The 22,905-nt window shown below is 46.2% G+C and carries 13 protein-coding genes and 1 riboswitch; of the genes, 6 read left to right on the forward strand and 7 right to left on the reverse strand.

The window, feature by feature from the left end:
* Positions 1-18: 18 nt before the first annotated feature.
* The 5 genes from recD to OCU50_RS10915 form a co-directional block, all read right to left on the reverse strand.
* On the reverse strand, positions 19-2,211 hold the full coding sequence (gene recD, locus OCU50_RS10895) for an exodeoxyribonuclease V subunit alpha (protein ID WP_060468468.1): 2,193 nt from the start codon (positions 2,209-2,211) through the stop codon (positions 19-21).
* Entirely contained in the window at positions 2,211-5,885 is a 3,675-nt protein-coding gene (recB, locus tag OCU50_RS10900; RefSeq protein ID WP_060468469.1) for an exodeoxyribonuclease V subunit beta, read from the reverse strand. The genes recD and recB overlap by 1 nt, the downstream gene beginning before the upstream one ends.
* Positions 5,886-6,126: 241 nt before the next feature.
* Positions 6,127-6,288: a hypothetical protein gene (locus tag OCU50_RS10905; protein WP_167346765.1), complete on the reverse strand. Its 162-nt coding sequence runs from the start codon at positions 6,286-6,288 to the stop codon at positions 6,127-6,129.
* Between the two features lie 6 nt (positions 6,289-6,294).
* Positions 6,295-9,771 (reverse strand): exodeoxyribonuclease V subunit gamma, encoded by a 3,477-nt coding sequence (recC, locus tag OCU50_RS10910; protein WP_060468470.1) that lies wholly within the window; start codon positions 9,769-9,771, stop codon positions 6,295-6,297.
* 127 nt (positions 9,772-9,898) lie between these two features.
* Entirely contained in the window at positions 9,899-10,894 is a 996-nt protein-coding gene (locus tag OCU50_RS10915; RefSeq protein WP_060468471.1) for a TDT family transporter, read from the reverse strand.
* A 160-nt stretch (positions 10,895-11,054) separates the two neighbouring features.
* Between OCU50_RS10915 and OCU50_RS10920 the strand changes: the two genes are divergently transcribed.
* The 5 genes from OCU50_RS10920 (at position 11,055) to OCU50_RS10940 (ending at position 15,353) form a co-directional block, all read left to right on the forward strand.
* Positions 11,055-11,951 carry a LysR family transcriptional regulator gene (locus tag OCU50_RS10920; protein ID WP_060468472.1) on the forward strand — a complete coding sequence of 299 codons (897 nt, stop codon included), beginning with the start codon at positions 11,055-11,057 and terminating at the stop codon, positions 11,949-11,951.
* 88 nt (positions 11,952-12,039) lie between these two features.
* Complete coding sequence (locus tag OCU50_RS10925) at positions 12,040-12,333, forward strand: YebG family protein (protein WP_008223840.1); 294 nt, start codon at positions 12,040-12,042, stop codon at positions 12,331-12,333.
* Positions 12,334-12,488: 155 nt separating this feature from the next.
* Positions 12,489-12,573, forward strand: a riboswitch (Fluoride riboswitch).
* Positions 12,574-12,767: 194 nt separating this feature from the next.
* Positions 12,768-13,460, forward strand: a complete 693-nt coding sequence (locus OCU50_RS10930; RefSeq protein WP_060468473.1) for an iron-sulfur cluster assembly scaffold protein — start codon at positions 12,768-12,770, stop codon at positions 13,458-13,460.
* Positions 13,461-13,483: 23 nt separating this feature from the next.
* The gene (locus tag OCU50_RS10935) at positions 13,484-14,473 is read left to right on the forward strand and encodes a GGGtGRT protein (RefSeq protein ID WP_017631946.1); all 990 of its coding nucleotides are present in this window, start codon (positions 13,484-13,486) and stop codon (positions 14,471-14,473) included.
* Positions 14,474-14,711: 238 nt separating this feature from the next.
* Positions 14,712-15,353: a MarC family protein gene (locus OCU50_RS10940; protein WP_048663700.1), complete on the forward strand. Its 642-nt coding sequence runs from the start codon at positions 14,712-14,714 to the stop codon at positions 15,351-15,353.
* A gap of 75 nt (positions 15,354-15,428) precedes the next feature.
* Here the strand turns inward: OCU50_RS10940 and ushA are convergent, their stop codons facing one another.
* Positions 15,429-17,129 carry a bifunctional UDP-sugar hydrolase/5'-nucleotidase UshA gene (ushA, locus tag OCU50_RS10945; RefSeq protein ID WP_060468474.1) on the reverse strand — a complete coding sequence of 567 codons (1,701 nt, stop codon included), beginning with the start codon at positions 17,127-17,129 and terminating at the stop codon, positions 15,429-15,431.
* Positions 17,130-17,630: 501 nt separating this feature from the next.
* Between ushA and dapD the strand changes: the two genes are divergently transcribed.
* Positions 17,631-18,662, forward strand: a complete 1,032-nt coding sequence (dapD, locus tag OCU50_RS10950; RefSeq protein ID WP_009848346.1) for a 2,3,4,5-tetrahydropyridine-2,6-dicarboxylate N-succinyltransferase — start codon at positions 17,631-17,633, stop codon at positions 18,660-18,662.
* A gap of 172 nt (positions 18,663-18,834) precedes the next feature.
* Here the strand turns inward: dapD and purL are convergent, their stop codons facing one another.
* A complete protein-coding gene (purL, locus tag OCU50_RS10955; RefSeq protein WP_060468475.1) occupies positions 18,835-22,797 on the reverse strand; it encodes a phosphoribosylformylglycinamidine synthase in 3,963 nt (1,320 codons plus the stop codon).
* Positions 22,798-22,905 lie beyond the last annotated feature (108 nt).

Raw genomic sequence — 22,905 nt, forward strand, 5'->3', positions numbered from 1 at the left:
GCCAAGTATCTATCTTCGTTAGCTGGTTAAGCGACTGCCTAAACCACTCACTCGCTCTGTTTTCACCTTAATACCACGCTTCAATACATTCGTATCACTGAACATCATCAGTCGTTTCTTCGCTCGTGTAATACCGGTATAGATAAGCTCTCGTGTTAAAATTGGACTAAAATCTGGTGGTAAGATCATTAAGGTCAGATCAAATTCACTACCTTGAGATTTGTGTATCGTCATCGAATAAGCCGTTTCATGATCGGGGACTCGGCTTGGTAACACCGCTTTCACGCTGCCATCCGGCAATTCAAAATAAACCTTCAATCTAGGTGCTGTATCAGAATGACTCGAATCAGATTCAAGCATACATATACCAATATCACCATTGTATAAACCCAAACCATGATCGTTACGCGTTACCATTACAGGACGTCCGTGATACCACAACTCATCGTTGTGTGGATTCACCAAGCGTCTGGCGGCAAGTGCTCTTTCGATTCGCTGGTTGAGGCCTTTAACACCAAAGTCACCTTCACGAATGGAACACAGCAATCGACATTGGCTGAACAAGTCGAGCACCGATTTAGCTCTCGCTTCCTGAGTTTCTAATTCTTCTAACGGCACGTTCATTCGGTTCAGATACGCACCATACTCATTGACTAAAGTACGCAGCATCAAGTTATAGCTATCGCTTGATAGAGGATGATTTTCAATATCGCCAAATCCTTTGGCAAACACTTGATCGACCTGCTTAGCCGAGCCGTTATTGATTGCTTTTGCCAACTGTCCGATACCTGAACGCGCATCGAAACGATAACTCTTTTGCAGCATACACAAGCTATCTGCAATCGCAGGAGGATTAACCGCTCCTGTTTTGACTTGTCTTGGTTTAGCTATCGCATCAAAGCCTGTCATTTCCGCAATCAAATTGCCTTGCGCGCTGCTGTAACCGGCAGAGTTAAATGAGCAAATATCACCCAACACCGCGCCAGCTTCAACGGAAGCGAGTTGATCTTTATCCCCAAGCAGAATCAGCCTTGCGTGTTCAGGGAGTGCATCCACCAGTTTATACATCATGGATAAGTCGACCATAGAAGCTTCATCCACCACCAAGATATCAAGGTGAAGTGGATTACGTCGGTTATGTCTAAACTCAGCACGATTAGGAATCGCGCCAAGCAGCCTGTGCAAAGTGCTCGATTCAGTGGGTATGTTGGCTTTTACTTCAGGCGCTAAAGGCAGTTGCTCAATCGCTTTACCAATCGACTCGGTTAAACGCGCCGCCGCTTTACCCGTTGGTGCCACCAGCTTGATCGTCGGTGTTTTACCTTGGCTGAGTGATTGCTCGACCATAGCCGAAAGCAACTTAGTTACCGTGGTCGTTTTACCAGTACCCGGCCCACCAGAAATCACCGCAAAGCGACGACTCAACGCCACGGCTGCCGCTACTTTTTGCCAGTTCAAACATGCCGATAACGGTACCAAGCTGTCTAGAACATCTAGGTCTGTCACTTGCTTGGCTTGTACAATCGCTTGGTCAATTGCGCCCCAATTCAGAGGTTGCTCATCGACGATATCAAGATGATCACACACCAGCTGTTGGCGTAATACCTGAGACGTTTGTTGGTTTGCTTCAGCCTTCGCTAAGGCGTTAAACAGAAAATGATAGCTGCGTGCAAAGAGCTGATTGAGTGTTTCAGTCAGCGCCTTTTTCTGTTCAATATTGAACTCGACTGGCTTACTTAAACGGTTTAACGTTTCAGCCAACACGACTTCATAGTTCCAATAGCGTTGTAAGTAGACACGCTGCCCATCAAACATCAACGGCTTAACGCAATCATTGGTTGTGCCAACGAGGTTAGATGATTGAAGTACCGTCACCCAGTCAATGCCTAACAATTTCTGGTTCAATTGCAGCGCCGTTTCACCGTACAAACCGAGTAACTGGGCAAGGTCTGCTGTTTGAGCTTGTATAAGCTGAGTACAAATGTGTCCTTTGCCTAATTCATGGCTCACTACCCCAGCAAGAAAGCCGATCTCTTGAGAGCAACTCGTGGCTTGCTGAGCAATAAAACGGGCAAATTGATAATCCAACTGACGAATAGAACCCTTATCCGCAAGGAACTTGAGTACATCCATAAGTTGCTCAGGAATAAGTGAAACTGGCTTTACTGTGTTCGCAGCTTCTATGCTGGTATTAGTGGTTGTTGTTGTCATTATAGAAGCCCCATCTGTCCAGTTTCATTGTCATTCAATTGTGCTGAACGTCTATCTATCACTTTACCGTCAATCAATTGATCCATTTCATCAAGTAACGCCAGTGTTGGTTTCGCTGAGAAAATACCTTGTTGAGATTGACCGTCCATTCCTCGTAAGAACAAGTAATAAACACCACCAAAATGTTGTTCATAGCTGTAATTGGCAACGCGGCTACGTAAAAAGCGGTGCAGCGCCAATGCATAGATCTGATATTGCAGATCATAGCGGTGGTCGGCCATCGCCGATTTCAATGCTTCACCATGGTATACGGCAACATCATCTCCCAAGTGGTTCGATTTCCAGTCGAGTACATAGTATTTACCTTGATGCTCGAACACCAAATCGATGAAGCCTTTCAGCATACCTTGCACGGTTTGGAAACCTAGGTCGCCCGCTTTAGCGGATAGCGGATCATGATATTGAATGGTTTGATTCAATTCCGATGCGGCTAACACTTCGATCGGTAGTAAGAACTCCATCTCAACTAAGCGTTGCGTCGAATCTTTCTCGCTTAGCTTTAAGCTTTTACCATCCAATGCTGTGTTAAGAACGGTATCGACCAGTTGCTGAAGCACAGGTAACCACTCTAATTCGTATTGTTCAGACTCTAATAAGTGAGTGATGATTTGCGTGTTTTGTTCGCTGGTTGCTGGCTCGGTAAATTCAACATCCTCAAACAAGGTGTGTAAGAAAGTACCTGGGCGAGCACCACGTGGGAACGTAAAGATAGAGCGTTCAGGTTCGATCAACTCAGACTCATCCTGCTCATCAGCCGAATCAATATCGAAGCCAGACACCTCAATGGTCGCGTCATGACTAGCACCATGGCTGCCTTGCTTTACAAGCCCCGAATAACTGGTGATACGCCAAGCTCGGTCGATTGAAGCCTTTAGCTCGTTCGCATGTAAGTCTTCACTCACTTGCTCTGTTTGTACAAACACTTGCTCGTTAGCGGTTGGTGTTTCGGCTAACAACACACTGGAGTTCTTGCCCTCAATGGTTGCAAGAGCCTGATGTAATTCAGCAATACCTTGTTCTTGACCGTTTTGAACCAAATAGCCCATCGCACTTAAATGCACGCCGGTCGGTTCTTTGGTTGAACGCCCTTTACGCAGTGGCGCCATACCAATGAAACAGCCATAAACGGCACGAGTCAGCGCTACATAAATCAAACGCAAGTCTTCCGCTAGTCGCTCTTTATCGGCTTGAGCTAAGGCACTGTCACTACCCGTAATATCCAGTACTGTGGTATCTGAATCATGGTCGTAGAATTTGCCTTCGCTAGCTTCTCGATAGCTCGCAACAAATGGCAAGAATACTAAGTCATATTCCAAACCTTTCGACTTGTGAATAGTAACGATTTGAACCAAGTTTCTCTCTGATTCAAGACGCTGAATGTCATCTTCACTGCCGCCTAAACCATTTTGAGCATCTGATATCGCTTCTGCTAGCCAGCGCAGCAAACCATAATCACTATCGAGCTCTTGTCTTGCCTGTTGCAGCAATTCGCCTATGTGCATCAAATCAGTAAGTGAGCGCTCACCATTTTCTTCTTCCAGTAAGCGTTCCGCGAGATGTCGTTTGCTAATCACGCTGCGCAGCATTGGCAGCACGCCACGCTGTAGCCACAACTTACGATACTCACGAAATTCGTTAACGACGTTTTCCCACACCACTTCATCGTTGTTGAGTTCATCCAATGAAGCCGCATCCAGAGCAAACAACTCAGAGGCTAAACTCGCGCGCAATGCACGATCATTTTCAGGTGTCAGCACCGCTTGTAGCAGGCGTTGAATATCTTGCGCTACTAAGCTGGTGAACACACTGTCTCGGTTCGACAAATACACACTCGCGATACCCTGTTCAGACAGGGCGTTCTTGATTAGACGGCCTTCACTGCCGGTTCGAACCAAGACAGCAATATCACCCGCATTCACGGCATGTTGTTTTTTGCCGTTATCAAAATAAGCTTGCTGGTTTTGAGAAGCGGTCAGAATGGTTTGAATTTGACTCGCCGTCGCCTCAGCCATCGCCTTATGATATTCGCCCTTTGGTAACGGCTTGTCTTCAGCCTCTTGCAGCCAAAAGGTAAGTGCGTGCTGAGTTTCTCCGTTCATCACCCATTGGCGTTTGTCGGCCGATGGACTGGCAGCTACGGGTAAGAATGGGATGTCTTGGTCGTAGATAAACGGGCTGTCCGAATTCATAAACACTTGGTTTACTGCACTGACCATATCGGCACTTGAACGCCAGTTAGTCCCTAAGGTGTAGTGAGCACTAACTTGGTTTCTCGCCTTGATATAGGTAAAGATATCTGCGCCACGGAAGCCATAAATAGCCTGCTTCGGGTCACCGATCATAAACAAGCCGCACTGCGAATTATCGAGATAGATTCGGCTAAAAATACTGTATTGCAGCGGGTCGGTATCTTGGAATTCATCGATCATCGCAACCGGGTAGAGTGTGCGAATTCTTTCCACCAGCAATGATTGCTCATCGACATCAATCGATGCAGATAACTGAGTCAGCAAGTCATCAAACGATAACCACTGCTTTTGCTGTTTAGCCTTAGCGAGCATAGTTCGACAATGGGTAATCGCATGTGCCAATAACGGAGCTTTCAAGTCGGCTGGGTGATTTAAGAAATCTTCAATCGCTTCGAAAACGGCATGCTGAGGTGCGGTGCCTTTCGGTGTTTTCTCGATTAAAGTGGCTTGCGAGAACTTCTCTAATTTGTCTGGGAACTGGTAATCATGGGTGTCGCTCTGCGCCCATGCTGTGACCGCTTCTAGCCATGTCGGCAGAGACTTCTTGGTGTAACTGCGCTTGTTCACATCTGAACCTGAGATCAAAGCCAAAAAGTCCGCTTCAAATTCACACCACAGCGCTTTGAGCTGCTTCACTTTGTCTAGGTTCTGGTTGTGCAGAGTTTGCAAATCACCCGACATAGCATCTACCGTCAATTTCAGCGGCGATCCTGTCAGATAACGATTTACGTCTGCTAATAATGCAGCCGGTGACCCCCAGATATGACGAACCTCACCAGCCAGTTGAATAGGTAGCGGATAAAACTGCTTACGCCAATAATCGGCAACCACTTGCGCTTTCAGATGGCTTTCATCGGTCACAAATTCGTTATCGAAACGGCTTCCGGACTCGAAGGCATTTTGAGTCAACATTCGCTGACAGAAGCCATGAATGGTGTAGACAGCAGCCTCGTCCATTTGCCTTTCGGCATTGAGCAGTGTTTTCGCAGCGCCAGCATGATCATCGATGGCTTGCAACAGAGGCGCAATCACTGGGTCGTCACTTTGACCACGAGCAAACGCAATGCGCGCATCATGGATTCGGGCACGAATACGATCTCGCAGCTCTGCAGTTGCCGCTTCAGTAAAGGTCACCACCAGAATTTGGTCTACGGTTAACGGTTCATGGTGTCGGGTGGCTTCGTTCAGATCACCTTGCGGTGCAGCCGTGCCGTGCCCGAGCAGTAAGCGCAAATACAAGCCAGCAATGGTGAATGTTTTACCCGTACCTGCTGATGCTTCAATTAAACGCGCACCATGAAGTGGAAACGTCATGGTATCGAGTGTCTGTGGAGTGATTACCTGAACACTGCTTGTGGTCGTCATACCTTACTGCCTTCTGATAAATTAGTCTGTTACAAATGTGACCTAGCGTAGAAAATGTCATTCAATTTACGTCCTACGCTGATTTGTTAATAGTTAGTGCGATCTCTCTCACGGATCAATTCAGATCGCCTCGCTACTATGCGCCCACGAGTTCAGGAGCGCGATTCGAGTTTTATACTCATGCGTTACTTTGAACCACAGAATAATGGTCCCTCTGACCTGTGGCCGTACAGCGAACGCCCTACACTAATAATGATTTACTGGCGGCCACTTTATTTCCTGTACCTTGCTTCTCTTCACCTTGATTCCATTCACATTGAAAGCAAGCACCCCAAATGCTGACCAGCAACTCTCTTTCGTCATTCATTAATTCAGCGCACCCGCGATTGATCTTATCGATCACAACCACTTACTCCTGATCTTCCAGATCGGCAGCCGCCAACCTTGCCGCCTGTAACACAAGCGTTGAATACATACGCGACTCAGCAGCCAGCTCATCGTCCCACTTAGGCCAAATACGTGAGATGTAGGTATCTCGACCCTCGCCAGTAAAGGCGAAGCTGTCATTAAAGGTATCGGCCATTTTCTTCAGAGACTTCTCTTCATCATCGACCCATTTACCACGGCTAAAGCCCGCTTCAACGCCGGCCAATGCGGTTTTCGGGAAGTAAGGCAGTGGTGCAGTCATACCTTGATAGAACAGTCGAACTAACTCAGCCAATAAACTCTTTGCTTGCTGCGCATCAGCAATCGGTTGTAACGTTTGGTGAACCACACCTTCTTTTCTGTCATAGCCAATAATATGAGTCGTTTTCCCTTGCCCCATGACTGCACAACATAGATGATCAATCCACGCTGCCAAGTAATCTTGAGAGCGTATTTTACCGCTACGGAAGCGCACTAAGCCTGATTGATAGTTTTGAGTAAGCCAACCCATCAAACGAACCGGTTTGCCCTCGCCTAGCACATCAAACTCAATATTTATCTCAAGATCTTGCTGTGGCTGCCCACTCACAAATCGAATCTCTTTGGCTAAGTCTTCCGCTTGGACACGGTTAGTCTCAAATTCAATATCACCAAAGGCGCCAACCGGTAATCGACCTTGGGCTTTTTGCTCAGAAACAAACAAGCGAACCGCTTCATCTGCCCCTTCTGGGTTATCCAGCAATACTTGCAGCAGAGCATCTTTAAGTTGGAAGCTTTCTAAGCCATTAAGCACGAACGGCTCATCGTCTTCCATTACAGGAAGTGGCGGCTCAAACACTACCTTTAAGCGACGATTAAAGAAGTATTGCACTGGCAAGCGCCAGAAACGCTGCAGCTCAACCAGATCGAGCTCTAACGGATAAGTCGCACCAAGCAAATAGTCATCCAACGCACGATTGAATTCACCACTGCGTTCACCGGAACGGTTAGCCGCAGGAAGCCATTCTTTGGCGTAGCTCAATACATGACTTTCATCACCTTGTGTAAAGGCTGCCGGGCTAAACGGGGTCATGGTGTGCTCAAAGCTGATCGCTTGAGTCAGTTTGATACCAGAATCATCACTTGGTAGTGATTGGTCTTCACTTAGGCAGTAGTTCTGCTGGCAGTACTCAATCAACTCTGAAACCAATACCGAGGGCACTCGCTCAGTGTTATCTTGAATCGAGCGACCGACATAACTGATGTACAAGCACTCTTGCGCCGACAACATCGCTTCTAAGAATAGGTAGCGGTCATCATCACGACGAGAACGGTCACCCGGTCGTGTGCGCCCGTTCATTAGGTCAAACCCTTCTGGCGGCATTGATCGAGGGTAAACACCATCATTCATACCTAACAAACAAACAGTTTTGAACGGAATAGAACGCATCGGCATCAGGGTACAGAAGTTAACTTGCCCCGCTAAGAAACGCTGACTAATACGCGCGCCCGATAGTTTATTGTTTAAGTACTGATAGATGATGCTTGGCGATAGCTCTTGTTCGTACAAGGCATCATCAAGCTGTTCATTCAGTTGGGAAAGCGCATCACGAATCGACTTAAGCACCACCTCGCCTTCTAGCTCAACGGCGAAGAAATCATCAATCATTTGCAGCAAGGTTTCACGCCACATATCGATAGATTGCGTCTCAGCAAGGAGCTGACGGTAATGAGCGATACGGCCAATAAAGTGCGCTAACTTACCAGCAAGTTCGGCGTTAATGCCCTGAACTTCATTATAAGCCGCGATTGGAGAGTGTTCAGTTTCAAACAAACCTGCCGAGTCAGACATCGCATAGCCCAGTAGCATTCGCTGAATACCAAACAACCAAGTATTTTGCTCGGTGGCAGGCAAGTCAAATTCGGTCGCCGTAGACGAGTCGACGCCCCAGCGGATACCCGCTTCTTCAACCCACTGCTTAGTTTGCTCGAATTGAAACTCATCAATACCGAAGCGTGCCATCATCGCTGGGATTTCTAATAACTCTAGAAGTTCAGAAGCTAAACAGCGCGTGTTTGGTAGCGCGACCAACTGCATGAACGCGGTCAAAATTGGGCTCTCTTGATCGGCCGTTCTATCCGAGATCGAGTAAGGGATATAGCGCTCACCCGGAGCATTACCAAATACCGCCTGAATCGCAGGGCTGTAAGCATTGATGTCAGACACCATTACGATGATATCGCGTGGTTTTAGGCTTGGATCGGCATCGAACATCGCCAATAGCTGATCGTGAAGAACTTCCACCTCGCGCATTGGGCTGTGACAAGCATGCACAGTCAGCGAGCGCTCACCCAGCTCAACCACCTGTTTGTGGTTGCTGGAATCTAAGATGTGATCGTCTTGGTGTTCTTCTAACTGAAGAATATCGGCTTGTAGCTGATGCAGCAGACTGTCTCTTTCAACATCAATAAAGAATTCATGCTCTTCGCTGTCTGATTGAGACAACAAGAACAGGTTATCTCTGCCCAGCTTACCCATAGACGCAAGCAAACTATTACCCACGGCTTGGCTGGTGTGCAGTTCATCTTCAACGTTGGCTTCAATACCATCTTTCAAAGGTGACACTTCATCTTCTAGCTGAGGTAAACCATCAACCAACGCAAACTGCTTACGACGCTGTGCTTCAACTCTTGCCAAATATTTACGGTCGCGAATATCGCCCCAGTAATGCTGACAAGGATTGGTAAACATCAGGTGAACATCAATCTGTTCACCAAGTGCCTTCAACGCATCCATGTAACGAGGAGGCAGTGACGAAATACCAAACACGAACAAGCGTTTAGGTAGGTGCTGCAGTTGACCTTGTTGATTGGCTAACGCTTCAATGAAATCGTGATACAAGTTACCACGGTGATACTTTGATTGGCCTTGAGACAGCGTTTGATCATAGAGTGCTTTCCACAAAATGGGCTGCCAAGGGTGCTCTTGCTGCCCTTCACTATCAATCAATTCTGTAACGGGTTCGCCCGCTTCCCACATCGCCATCCACTCAGGTCGATATACCAAGTAACCATCAAAGATATCAGCAATTTTCTCAGCTAATTGATACAGCTTTGAATCATCTTCGTCGTTTTCAAGATAGCGCTGTAAGGGTAAGAAATCAGGGTGGTCAAGCTTAGCGGGTAGCAAACTCATTAGCTTCCACGTCATCGCTTCTTTGTTAAAAGCACTGCGTTTCGGTACATCAGGAAGCACTTGGGTAAACATATCCCAAATGAAGGTTGCTGGAAGAGGAAAGTCAATATTTGCTGCTACACCAAACTCTTTGGCGAGTTCCATCTTAAGCCATTGAGACATACCTGGGCTCTGAACCAGAATTTGCTCTTTTTCGAAAGGATTGGCTAAAGGGTCACTTTTGATCAAGTGAACGAGAAGAATTTTTAAAGTATCAACTTTATTGGAATGGTAAACAGTAAACAAAGTGCACTCACGCTAATCTTGCCACAATATACTGCCAGATTAGCATAAGTGCTGAGTTTGAATGAGGAATATAAGCTTATGAAATACTGAAAACTTAAGCTCCGTTTATCTTTTGAACTATTGCCCTTTACAATCTACCCGCTACCGCACTTAAAACACGATGAGGTTTGTAGTTAATGCAATAGCGAACGGCGACATAACCGACGACTAAGGTTGCCACAATCAGTTCTAGATACGCTAGATTGAACACTTGGCTGATGTAGCGAGCTTCAACACCTTGTACTTGCATCCAAGCCGCCAATTTAAATAACGCTGTTGCACCAATCACGATTGGGAAAGTAAACGCTGCATAGCCTGGGCTGAATGGCAGACGAAGTAGTTTGAAAAACGCGATGTAGATAATAAACGTCATCAACACTGCAATACCAAAGAGTAAACCAATGATCACTGGTGAAGGGCTAGCAGTAACGGTTAAGTAACCCGCCAAAGATAGACTCGCTGGTGCCGCCATAATCGCAATCGTTGGTTTTGCTGCATCTGGCACTTCGTGAGAGAAGATCAAACGGTAAACCATTAGTGGTAGCATCACAGCGTAAACCAATAAACCGAATACCAAAGTCGCGTTCGCTACTGGCTCTAAAACTGGATTACCAGAGAAAGACACGTCAGCCACAATAATACCAATCGGCGGCACAAACCAACTTGGCACCATGTGGTGAATCTCAAAGTTTTTAGCTCTGTGGTACAAAAAGCTCACTAGAAACACAACGTGCAAAGCCACAGAGGCCAACCACATCGCTTCTTGTAAGAATTGAGATATTGGCGCCAAAGACGCTGATACCACCATGCACCCCATAGCAAATGTTGGTACTACACTGCCAACAACAGGGTGAGCAAGATCTTCACGCAATAGGTGACCATGAATCAAAAATTTCACAGCTAAAACAAGAAGCAATACCGCTGCAATACCTGCACTGATCCACTGAACTAAGCCTGGAGTGTGCAAAATACCTTGTGCGACTAAAACGCCATCCCAGCACCAGCCTAAGCTTGCGATTGCTAGTGCTAACCCTGCCATGGGTGTTGGAGCTCCTGTTAATCTATATTTAATACGTTGAATCATGTCAGCCTCTCTTAAACTTAATTCACTAAACTTGTGAACTCATCAGCTTGTTGAAGCCATAATACGCTTGCGCTTCGTTAAACAATATCCAATTATATATAACAAGTGTTCACCAATACTGAACAACCCTTTCCACCAGCAGCGTAAAACTAGGAACCTGATGGCTAATATCTCAATCAAACAACTCAAAGTGTTTGTCACCATTACCCAGCATTCGACGCTTACCGCCGCATCGGAAGCACTGTTTTTATCTAAGGCTGCTGTCAGCATGGCGCTGGGCGAAATGGAAAAGCAGCTGGGTCACTCTCTATTTGACCGGATTAACAACCGATTAATTCTCAATCAGGAGGGACAAAAGTTACTTCCTTTGGCTGATGAGATACTTCACCGAGCTGCGGGCATCGATGTTTTGTTCCGTGATGACCAACCATTAAGTGGTAATCTCAAGGTTGGCGCGAGTGACACGATTGGTAATCAGGTTGCGCCCTTTATTCTCTCTGGCTTTCGCGAACGAACTCAACATCAAGACCAGAGCTTGTTCATTTCAAACAGTGCGCTGATCTGCCAAAAGTTGGTGGATTATGAACTGGATATCGCGCTAATTGAAGGAAAAACACTCCACCCTGAATTGATATCTAGCCAGTTCAGTAGCGATGAGATGTGTATTATCGTTAGTAATCAACACCCTCTCGTTTCACAAGACAAAGTTGCTCTGCATGATTTAGAAGACAGTCATTGGATATTGCGCGAATCAGGCTCAGGTACACGTGAGTTTTTCTTGCGTGCCGTTGCACCGCGAATCGAGCACTGGTATGAATCATTTGAGCTCAACACCACCGAAGCGATCATCAACTCTGTTTCTGCAGGTCTGGGCTTTGCCTGCTTATCGCGTCTAGCGGCACAACGCGCGATTGATTCAGGCCGAGTGAAAGCACTTGATGTACCACTCGACATGAAACGTCGATTCTGGATGCTGGTCCATAAAGACAAATATCAAAGCCCACTACTGAAATCTTTCATGAGTTATTGTGAAGACTGGGCTACACATCAAGATTGAGGCCGCATAGTTCGGGCTCCAACTGGACTTTTAGCATCAGAAACTGTATAAAAAGCCAGTAAAATTTATCAAACTTAGAGGATTAACCATGGCTGTTATCGTCAAGTACGTGGTGGAACGCAACGGAGAAGAGAAAATGACTTTTACCTCTAAAGCCGAAGCTGACGCATACGACAAAATGCTGGATATGGCTGATGAGCTTTTTGAACTGTTAGGCAAAAGCGATTTAGTTGAAGATGAAGGCAAGCAAGAAGAACTTGCAATGTACCTAGCGAAGAACAAAGAAGAAGTTCTTTACGCTTTAGGTGCTAAGCGTAAACCAGCTCCGAAAAAAGCTAAGAAGCTTGAAGCTGTTGAAGACGCAGAAGAAGATGCAGCTTAACTAGCTGATACCTTTCTAAAAAACGTCAATGACGCCTCTAATTAGAGTTCGTTATTGGCGTTTTTTTATACTTATCGAAATATAATGAAGCTTGTTTATAGTCGAAATTGCTCTAAACATTCGCTTGCATGAAAGTGTGATAAAGATCTAATCTATAGCCATCAGGTGATGGGGTTCCACCTAAGCTTTTGCTTCAACCGCCCGTTCTTTCCGAACAGTGCTAATGACTCCTACAGAATCGAAAACAGGTAAAACTGTTGGACGTATCGCTATTCCTCCATTTTGAAATGGACTTAGTCTTTTAAGACCAAGATCCATGACACCTTTGGATTATCGATACTCAAGATCTGTAGTGAATTAACCGCACCTCTTCCAACACGTCCTGTTTTCTCAATGCCCTAGGTCTTAAATGGCTCTATAAGTGAGAAAACATTATGCACTACTCTTCAGAAATTCAATCAATGTGCCCTATTCAAAGGGGTGATCTTCACAATTCAGCTCCAATTCCAGTTGAAGGCGCAATGGTTAGCCCAAAAGATGTCATCGCTATTTCTGGCTTAAGCCATGGTGTTGGCACTTGTGCACCACAACAAGGTGCTGCAAAACTGACTCTTAACGTAAAAAACGGCATCATTGAAGAAGCGCTAATCGAAACGATTGGTTGTTCAGGCATGACGCAATCTGCCGCGATGGCCGCTGAAATCCTCACCGGAAAAACCATCCTTGAAGCACTCAATACTGACTTAGTATGTGATGCTATCAACGTAGCGATGCGCGAGATCTTCCTGCAGTTTGTTTATGGTCGAACTCAGTCTGCTTTCTCTGAAGGCGGCCTAGAGATCGGCGCAGCGTTGGAAGACTTAGGTCAAACACAGCGCAGCCAAGTCGGCACCAGCTATTCAACCTCAGCGAAAGGCGTTCGTTACCTAGAGCTTGCAGAAGGTTACGTGACCAAGCTTGCGCTTGATGATCACAGCGAAGTGATTGGCTACGAATATCTCAACCTCGGCAAAATGATGAAGGCGATTAACCAAGGCATACCAGCGAACGAAGCTGCTGACCTTGCGACAGGGACTTATGGTCGCTTCGACGAAGCCGTGACCACCATTAACCCACGCCAACAATAATTTTGCCAATTAAGAGGAAAGATATGATGAACACTCAATTTAATGAATCAGTAACTCGCGTATTGGCAGAAATGAACTTCGACTCTTTAGAGCAAGCAAACCAATACTGTTTATCACACAATGTCGACCCAAAAGCATTAGTGATGGACACTCAACCTATCGCATTTGAAAGCGCAGCTGACGCCTACACTCTTGGTGCAGCATTGGCTCTGTTCCGTAAAGCGAACAACGCAGAACAAGCGGCGAATATCATTGGTGAAGGCCTTCAAGCATTCACAAAACCCGGCAGTGTTGCGGAGCAACGCCAAGTCGGTATCGGCCATGGCGCACTGGCTGCTCGCCTTCTGAATGAAGAGAGTCACTGCTTTGCTTTCCTTGCAGGCCATGAGTCTTTTGCAGCAGCAGAAGGCGCGATCAAGATTGCGCTGAACGTGAACAAATCACGCAAAACACCATTGAAAGTTATCTTAAACGGTCTAGGTAAAGATGCCGCATACTTAATCTCTCGTATCAATGGCTTTACTTATGTTCGCACTCAATTTGATTACCAAACGGGTGAGCTAGTTGAAACAGAACGTCGCCGCTTCTCACAAGGGCCTCGTGGAGAGATCTTGTGTTACGGCGCTGATGATGTACGTGAAGGCGTTGCGATCATGCACAGAGAAGAAGTGGATGTGAGTATCACGGGTAACTCAACCAACCCAACACGCTTCCAACACCCTGTTGCTGGTATCTACAAAGCAGAGCGCACTCGCCAAGGTTTGCCTTACTTCTCAGTTGCTTCTGGCGGCGGTACAGGCCGTACATTACACCCAGACAACGTAGCCGCTGGCCCTGCGTCTTACGGCATGACAGATACCATGGGCAGAATGCACGCTGACGCTCAGTTCGCTGGTAGCTCTTCTGTTCCGGCTCACGTCGCAATGATGGGTTTCATCGGTATGGGTAACAACCCAATGGTGGGTGCTACGGTTGCATTGGCTGTCGCAGTAAGCGAATCTCAAAACGCATAGCGACAAAACGAGCTCTATAGTCGGCCTGTCATATAGAGCCTTTGTAGAGCTTGTTAATTGAGAAACTCGCAATAACGCACGACCAAAACTCTACACCTATCACTAAACCAAACAGCCAGCCTTATGCTGGCTGTTTTTTATTCACACTTGCTCTACTATCTATTTCTAATAATTATTTGTATCTAAGATTAAATACACCAACCATTGGTATTTAACTGCATCTTTTCAAAGGAATAATATGAAAGAGCTCATCATTCATACCATTACCGTGTTCATGGGCTTTTTTGCCATCATGAACCCAATCGCTAATACGCCAATCTTTCTTGGATTAACCGGTGACAATGATAGGGAAACGGTCAAGTCCATCGCCTTCCGTTCAGTGTTTATCGCATTCGTCATCGTCAGTACGTTTGCGCTCTCTGGCAAACTGATCTTCGATCTCTTTGGTATCACGCTGTACGCACTGCGCATCACGGGCGGTATTCTGGTCTTTTTGATTGGCTTCCACATGCTTCAAGGCGACTCAACACACGCCAAAGCGAAAGAGAAAGTAAATTCAGACGCCCAAAGAGACGCAGCGCTAAGCATCGCAGTATCACCTTTAGCCATGCCAATACTGGCCGGCCCCGGCACTATAGCCACCGCGATGAACTTCGCCAGCACTGAAGGCATTTACGAAACCATAATAACCATCGTCGCCTTTGGTCTTCTGTGCACCTTAACCTACGTATTATTTGTATTCGGCGAACGCTTCGTGAAAGCCGTAGGGCCAAGCGCACTGAACGTGATTACTCGAATGATGGGGTTGATACTCGCAGTTATCGGTATGCAGATGTTGATTGAAGGGATTGAGCAAGCTTATAAGGCGCTGTTTATCTAGCGTTTGATTTCACTAAATTTTATAAAAAAATAACCAGCGATTCGCTGGCTATTGTCTTCAGGGCCTTCTTAAAAATCAGTTCGCAGGGCAACCTTTCACGTCTACGCCATTGCTCCTATAGATGAGTTCACCGTCCACTGGAGCATAATCGTCAGCTTTCACTTGAGGGTTATTGACAAAAAACTCTCGCAGTACGGAGGCGTCTGTCATTTGAGTCGATTCAACATCAATTACAGGATAGTCATCACCACCAGCCGCGCTGAAACTGATCACAGAGAAGGTGTAAGTATCTGCTAGATCAAAGCCTTTACCGTTGATATCTCGAATAGTCACATCGCTCAAATCACAGTCGACGGTTAAGCTAATGTTGTCGAGTTGAGCATAAGCACCAGAACCCGCAGTCATCGTCGCAACCACATCTAAATACGCTTTCACCTCAGCCCCTGTCATCGTTGCTTTGGTCACGAAGTTTCCGAAAGGTTGCACCGTCAACACATCGCGATACGTCACCTTTCCCTTTGCAATTGAATCACGTACACCACCAGAGTTCATCACACCAAAATCAGCATTCACTAGCTTATATGTACGATAAGCTTCCCCTAACAAATGCCCAAGATTAGTTTGCTCAGTTCGAACCACATTACGCTCACCTTCAAGCTTCGCATCTGTGTTCGAGATAACCTCATCAAGCAACTCTTGTCCTTGCTGTTGATACGCAGAAAGCGTCGCAATCACAGTTGAGTCTGGTTCAATTTCAGCTTGGATAAACTGATAATCACCATTTTCATCCTTCTCTTTTAAGTTCACCGGAACCAGAGCGTATTTCGCTAAATGTAATTTACCGTCATAGAATTCAAAGTCAGCTCGACCTACATACTTACCCCACTCGTGAGCTTGCATGATGTAAGTACCATTTTGTTGGTCCGGTTTACAATCATCTCCCGGATTAAAATCTGCGTATTCATTGCCTTCCATACAAACTGGATTTTGAGAGTGCCCACCAATAATTGCATCTAGCTGCCCTTCTTCTAGGGATCGAGCAAGCAATACATCGCCAGGCGCTTCACTACCATGCTGACCATCGGCGTAGTGCCCCATATGAGTCGTAGCAAAAATCAGATCGACCGTTTCATTGGCCTCGATTTCTTGTATCGCTTTCTTGATTTCGACTTGTGGGTCAGCAAAGTGAATCGTCGCGACATTATCAGGATTAACAAGTTTCGCTGTGTCTTTGGTCGTTAAGCCAATAACCGCAATTTTTAACCCATTGATGGTAAATACTTTATATGGAGAGAAAAGGCGTTCATCAGTAACTGTGTCTCCATCTTTTATATAAATATTCGCCGCTAGCATAGGGAAGTCAGCCAACTCAGCCTGCATGTCTAGTACATCTAAGCTGTTGTCGAATTCATGGTTGCCTAATGCCATCGCATCGTAACCGAGAAGGTTCATACCAACAAAATCAGGGACGGCATCCTGCATATCAGACTCAGGCACACCGGTATTAATATCACCGCCAGACAATAGGATCGTTTCACCACCATTTTGAGTAACTTCTTCACGAATACTATCAATCAGCGTCTTACGAGCCGCCATCCCATACTCACCCTTACTGTTCTCCCAAAAACGACCATGGTTATCGTTAGTATGCAAAACCGTAAACTTGGTACAAGAATCCGCGGTATCACATGTCACCGTGATATCGTCACTATCCGAGCCACAGCCAACCATCGCCACGCCGATAGAGAGCACCAGTAAAGACTTAGTAAAATTCATAGAAGATCCTTTATTCATCGTTTTAATGTCGTTATTGCAGGAATATACTGATATTTTTTTAATTTTTAGTGATTTTCATCTTAGTTAGTTGGTTGAAAGTTTGGGTATTTACTCAGATTGTAAGCACAAACGATAAATCAACAGAACTCGATTAATTTTCATAATAAACATATATTTATGAAGGAAGTGTGACTAATCCTATTGATACTGATAACAAAGAGCTCACTTAATATAAGTATCAAATATTGAATAGAGGTTGTTACGTGCAACTAAAGTGAGTGCGACTCGTTAAGCTCTTAGGTTAGTATCCGGATAATAAAAACTATCGCTAAAAAGACAAGCAGTATCATTTTACAGACTTTATCCCCCTACGCTCTTTCATAACAGAGGCGCTCTCTTTATGATGAACGCAATTAAATTAACTTTGCTAACGGCAGCGCTTATTATTCGAGCCGTTGTTATTGAATAGCAAAATCAAGACTCATCATATGGAGATTTAACATGGCTTACTTTTCACTAGCCTTCGGTACGGCAACCAAAAATCGCGACAATAAAATCATTGAAGCGTTCTTCCCTAACCCACTTCTAAACCCAAGCGATGCTCTTGTAGCAGCTGTTGGTGAGGTTGCAGGTTACACTGAAGGCAACCAAGCTATCGAAATCTCTGCTGCACAAAGCGCAGAACTGGCGAAAGCATTCGCAGCAAACGACGATGCAGCAAACGCATCTTTTGCAGAAAAAGCAGCAGCATCTGAGCAACCACTTGTTCTTGTTGTTCTTGCGACTGACGAGAAGCCAGCATCAGTTGCTGAAGGCTTCCTTAAGCTACAACTTATCTCTAACCGCCTAGTACAACCGCACGGTACAGTACTGGACGGCATCTTCGGTCTACTGCACAACATCGCATGGACAAACGAAGGCCCTATCGACCTTCCTGAGCTGGCTGAGCGTCAAATCGAAGCTCGCCTTGCTGGTCGCGCTCTGTCTGTAGATTGCGTAGACAAGTTTCCTAAAATGGTGGATTACGTGGTACCAACAGGTATTCGTATTGCTGACACTTCTCGTGTTCGTCTTGGCGCACATGTGGGTGAAGGTACAACGGTTATGCACGAAGGTTTCATCAACTTCAATGCGGGTACAACTGGCGTAAGCATGGTTGAAGGTCGTATCTCTGCAGGTGTTGTTGTGGGTAACGGTTCAGACATCGGCGGTGGCGCCTCTATAATGGGTACGCTATCTGGTGGCGGTACTATGGTTATCTCTATCGGCGAAAACTGCCTACTAGGCGCAAACGCGGGTCTTGGCTTCCCAATGGGTGACCGTTGTACGGTTGAGTCTGGTCTTTACGTGACTGCGGGTACTAAGGTTCGTATGCTAGATAAAGAAGGCAACGAAGTCGAAATCATTAAAGCTCGCGACCTAGCTGGCGTTTCTGATCTTCTGTTCCGTCGCAATTCGATCACTGGTCAAATTGAATGTCTAGCGAACAAGTCTGCTGTTGAACTAAACAGCGAGCTACACAGCAACAACTAATCTACGCGCTAGATGCTAGATGCATTTTGTTATAAATCATAAAGCCGCTGGGGTTAAATCCAGCGGCTTTTTTTGATCCTAGCTCTATAAACATCAAGCCTAACAAAAAAGCGCAGACCTTTAGGTCTGCGCTTTTATTAGCTTTTAAAACTCTTAGGTTTAGTGAACCAGATTAACCCACATTCTTACGTGCGTTTTGGAACATACGCATCCAAGCGCCATTCTCGCCCCAACCTTCTGGAGACCAAGAGTTAGCAACTGTACGGAATACACGCTCTGGGTGAGGCATCATGATAGTCACACGGCCATCCGTCGTTGTTAAACCAGTGATAGCGTTTGGCGAACCGTTCGGGTTATTCGGGTATTGCTGCGTTTGGTTACCGTTGTTATCAACGTAACGTAGAGCAACTGTACCTGAGTTTTCAATCGCGTTTAGGTGGTCGTTATCACGCACTTCGACGCGGCCTTCACCGTGAGAAACAGCGATTGGCATACGAGAACCTTCCATGCCATTGAAGAATACAGAATCAGATTTCTGAACTTCAACTAGGCTGAAACGAGCTTCAAAACGCTCAGATTCGTTACGAACGAAACGTGGCCAGTACTCAGCTCCAGGGATAAGTTCACGCAGGTTAGATAACATCTGACAACCGTTACACACACCTAGAGAGAAAGTATCTTCACGCTTGAAGAAGTTTTCAAAGTGGTCACGAGTAGAGTCGTTAAATAGAACCGACTTAGCCCAACCTTCACCTGCACCTAATACGTCACCGTAAGAGAAGCCACCACATGCCACAAGGCCGTTGTATTCTTCTAGTACCGCTTGACCCGTTAGGATGTCGCTCATGTGAATATCAGTTGCTTCGAAGCCTGCACGGTCGAATGCTGCTGCCATTTCAACGTGAGAGTTAACACCCTGCTCACGCAGAATTGCCATCTTAGGCTTAGCGCCTTTATTTATCATAGAACCAGTGATAAATGGTGCGGCGATATCTTCGTTCACATCGAAGCTTAGGATAACATTCAGACCTGGATCTGAGTTGTCTTTCTTCGCTTCGTGCTCTTGGTCAGCACACACTGGGTTATCACGTAAACCTTGCATCTTGTGCGTAGTTTCAGCCCAGATAGTACGTAGCTCAGTACGGTTACGTTCGATAACGACAGTCTCACCTGATTTAATCACTAACTCATCAGAATCAGCAACAGAGCCGATTACGTGTGAACACGCTTCTAGACCGTTTGCAGCAAGAGTAGAAAGTACTGCGTCTAGGTCGTCGTTACGTACTTGGATTACTGCACCTAGCTCTTCGTTGAAGAGTGCTGCTAGCGTATCTTCGCTGTTCTCTGATGCAGATAAAAGCGCCGCAATATCAGCATTAACACCACAGTGACCTGCGAATGCCATCTCAGCTAGTGTTACGAATAGACCACCGTCACCTTTATCGTGGTAAGCCACAACTTGGTCGTTAGCAACCAGTGCTTGAACGCCTTCGTAGAAACCTTTTAGTTGCGCTGCGTTGTCTACATCAGCTGGCTTGTCACCAAGCTGCTTGTAAACCTGTGCCAATGCCGTTGCTCCTAGACGGTTTTTGCCGTTACCTAGGTCGATAAGTACTAGGCTTGTAGCGCCTAAGCCTTCAAGGTTATTCGGGGTACGAAGCTGAGGCGTAATCGTCTTACGAACATCTTCAACACGAGCAAATGCAGTGATAACAAGAGATAACGGAGAAGTGACTTCTTTCTGCTCGCCGTTCTCTTCCCACTTAGTCTTCATAGACATAGAGTCTTTACCCACAGGGATAGTTAGACCCAGTGCTGGACATAGCTCTTCACCGACTGCTTTCACCGCTTCGTAAAGACCTGCGTCTTCACCTGGGTGACCCGCAGGAGACATCCAGTTCGCTGACAGTTTAATGTGTTTGATATCGCCGATGTTGGTCGCAGCAATGTTAGTGATTGCTTCACCAACCGCTAGACGAGCTGATGCACCGAAGTCTAGTAGTGCAACTGGCGTGCGCTCACCAAGAGACATCGCCTCACCGTGGTAAGAGTCGTAACTTGCTGCTGTTACAGCACAGTTAGCAACAGGAACCTGCCATGGACCAACCATTTGGTCACGAGCAACAAGGCCAGTTACCGAGCGGTCACCGATAGTGATAAGGAATGTTTTCTCAGCCACTGTTGGTAGACGAAGAACACGGTCAACCGCTTCGTTCATCTCGATGCCAGAGCGGTCAATCGCAGGGTTGTTCGCTTTTAGCGTCTTCGCGTCACGGTGCATCTTAGGTGTTTTACCTAATAGGATGTCCATTGGCATATCGATTGGCGTGTTGTCGAAGTGTGAATCTTCAAGTTTCAGGTCACGTTCTTCAGTCGCTTTACCAACCACTGCGTATGGTGCGCGTTCACGCTTACAAATTGCGTCGAACGTTGCCATGTCTTCGTCAGCAACGGCCATTACGTAACGTTCTTGAGATTCGTTACACCAGATCTCAAGTGGGCTCATGCCCGGCTCATCGTTTGGCACGTCACGTAGGTTGAAGATACCGCCACGCTCACCATCGTCTACTAGCTCAGGAAGGGCATTTGAGATACCGCCCGCGCCCACATCGTGGATGAATGCGATTGGGTTCGCATCACCTAGCTGCCAACAACGGTCGATCACTTCCTGACAACGACGTTCCATCTCTGGGTTTTCACGTTGTACCGAAGCGAAATCTAGATCTTCAGAAGAAGAGCCCGAATCCATTGAAGATGCCGCACCGCCACCAAGGCCGATGTTCATCGCAGGGCCACCAAGAACAATTAGGCTTGCGCCTACCGGGATCTCTTTCTTCTGAACATGATCATCACGGATGTTACCAAGACCACCAGCCAGCATGATTGGCTTGTGGTAACCTCGGACTTCTTCACCTGCGTGAGAGTTGACTTTCTCTTCGTAAGTACGGAAGTAACCAAGTAGGTTTGGACGACCAAATTCGTTGTTGAATGCCGCGCCACCAAGAGGACCTTCAAGCATGATATCCAATGCAGTAACGATACGGCTTGGCTTACCAAAGTCTGTTTCCCAAGGTTGAACAAAGTTCGGGATCTTAAGGTTAGATACAGAGAAAGCAACCAGGCCAGCTTTTGGCTTACCGCCAATACCCGTTGCGCCTTCATCACGGATTTCACCGCCTGAACCTGTTGATGCGCCCGGCCAAGGAGAGATAGCCGTTGGGTGGTTGTGCGTTTCAACCTTCATCAAGATGTGTGTTTTCTCTTGGTGGTAGTTGTACTGGCGAGTTTTTGGATCTGGGAAGAAACGACCGACTTCAGAACCTGTCATTACCGCTGCGTTATCTTTATAAGCAGACAGAACGTGTTCTGGTGTCGTTTCAAAGGTGTTCTTAATCATCTTGAACAATGATTTTTCTTGCTTCACGCCATCGATAGTCCAATCAGCGTTAAAGATCTTATGACGACAGTGCTCTGAGTTCGCTTGTGCAAACATCATTAGCTCGATGTCAGTCGGGTTACGACCTAGCTTTTCTGTGAAGCTTTCAAGAAGGTAATCAATCTCGTCTTCCGCAAGTGCAAGACCTAAGGTAACGTTTGCTTCTTCAAGCGCTTTACGTCCACCTGCTAATAGCTCAACTTCCATATATGGAGCAGGCTCAGCAACCGTGAACAGTGCCGCTGCAGATTCGAAGTCAGTAAAAACCACTTCCATCATACGATCGTGCAGAATTGCTTTCAGCTCAACAAGTTGAAGCTCAGAAAGTTCAGCAGAGGTTTCAATGTAGAAAGCAGTACCGCGCTCTAGACGTGACACTTTAGCCAGTCCACAGTTGTGTGCGATATCTGTTGATTTTGAAGACCAAGGCGAGATAGTGCCCGGGCGTGGCGTTGCAAGCAGCAGTAAACCTTCAGGTTCATGCTCTTCACCATTCTCTGTACAAGGAAGCGTTGGACCGTAAGTCAGTAGCTTTTCTAGCTTCTCAACCTCAGACTCGTCTAGGTCTGCCGTTAAATCAGCAAAGTGGGCAAACTCAGCGTAAATACCTGTTACAGGTAAGCTTAATTCACGACAAAGCTCTAAAAGCTTGTTAACACGAAACTCAGATAGAGCTGGGGAGCCACGCAAAATTCTCATGTGCTTAGGTCTCTTATGCAGTTGATTAAGGTAGTATTGGAATAAATTCAGTGGGTTACAGGTACAACCTAACTGTTTTCTTCGAAGCTATTCCTGAGAGTATTTCCC

Origin of the sequence: Vibrio toranzoniae, assembly GCF_024347655.1 — a bacterium.
Lineage (GTDB): Bacteria > Pseudomonadota > Gammaproteobacteria > Enterobacterales > Vibrionaceae > Vibrio > Vibrio toranzoniae.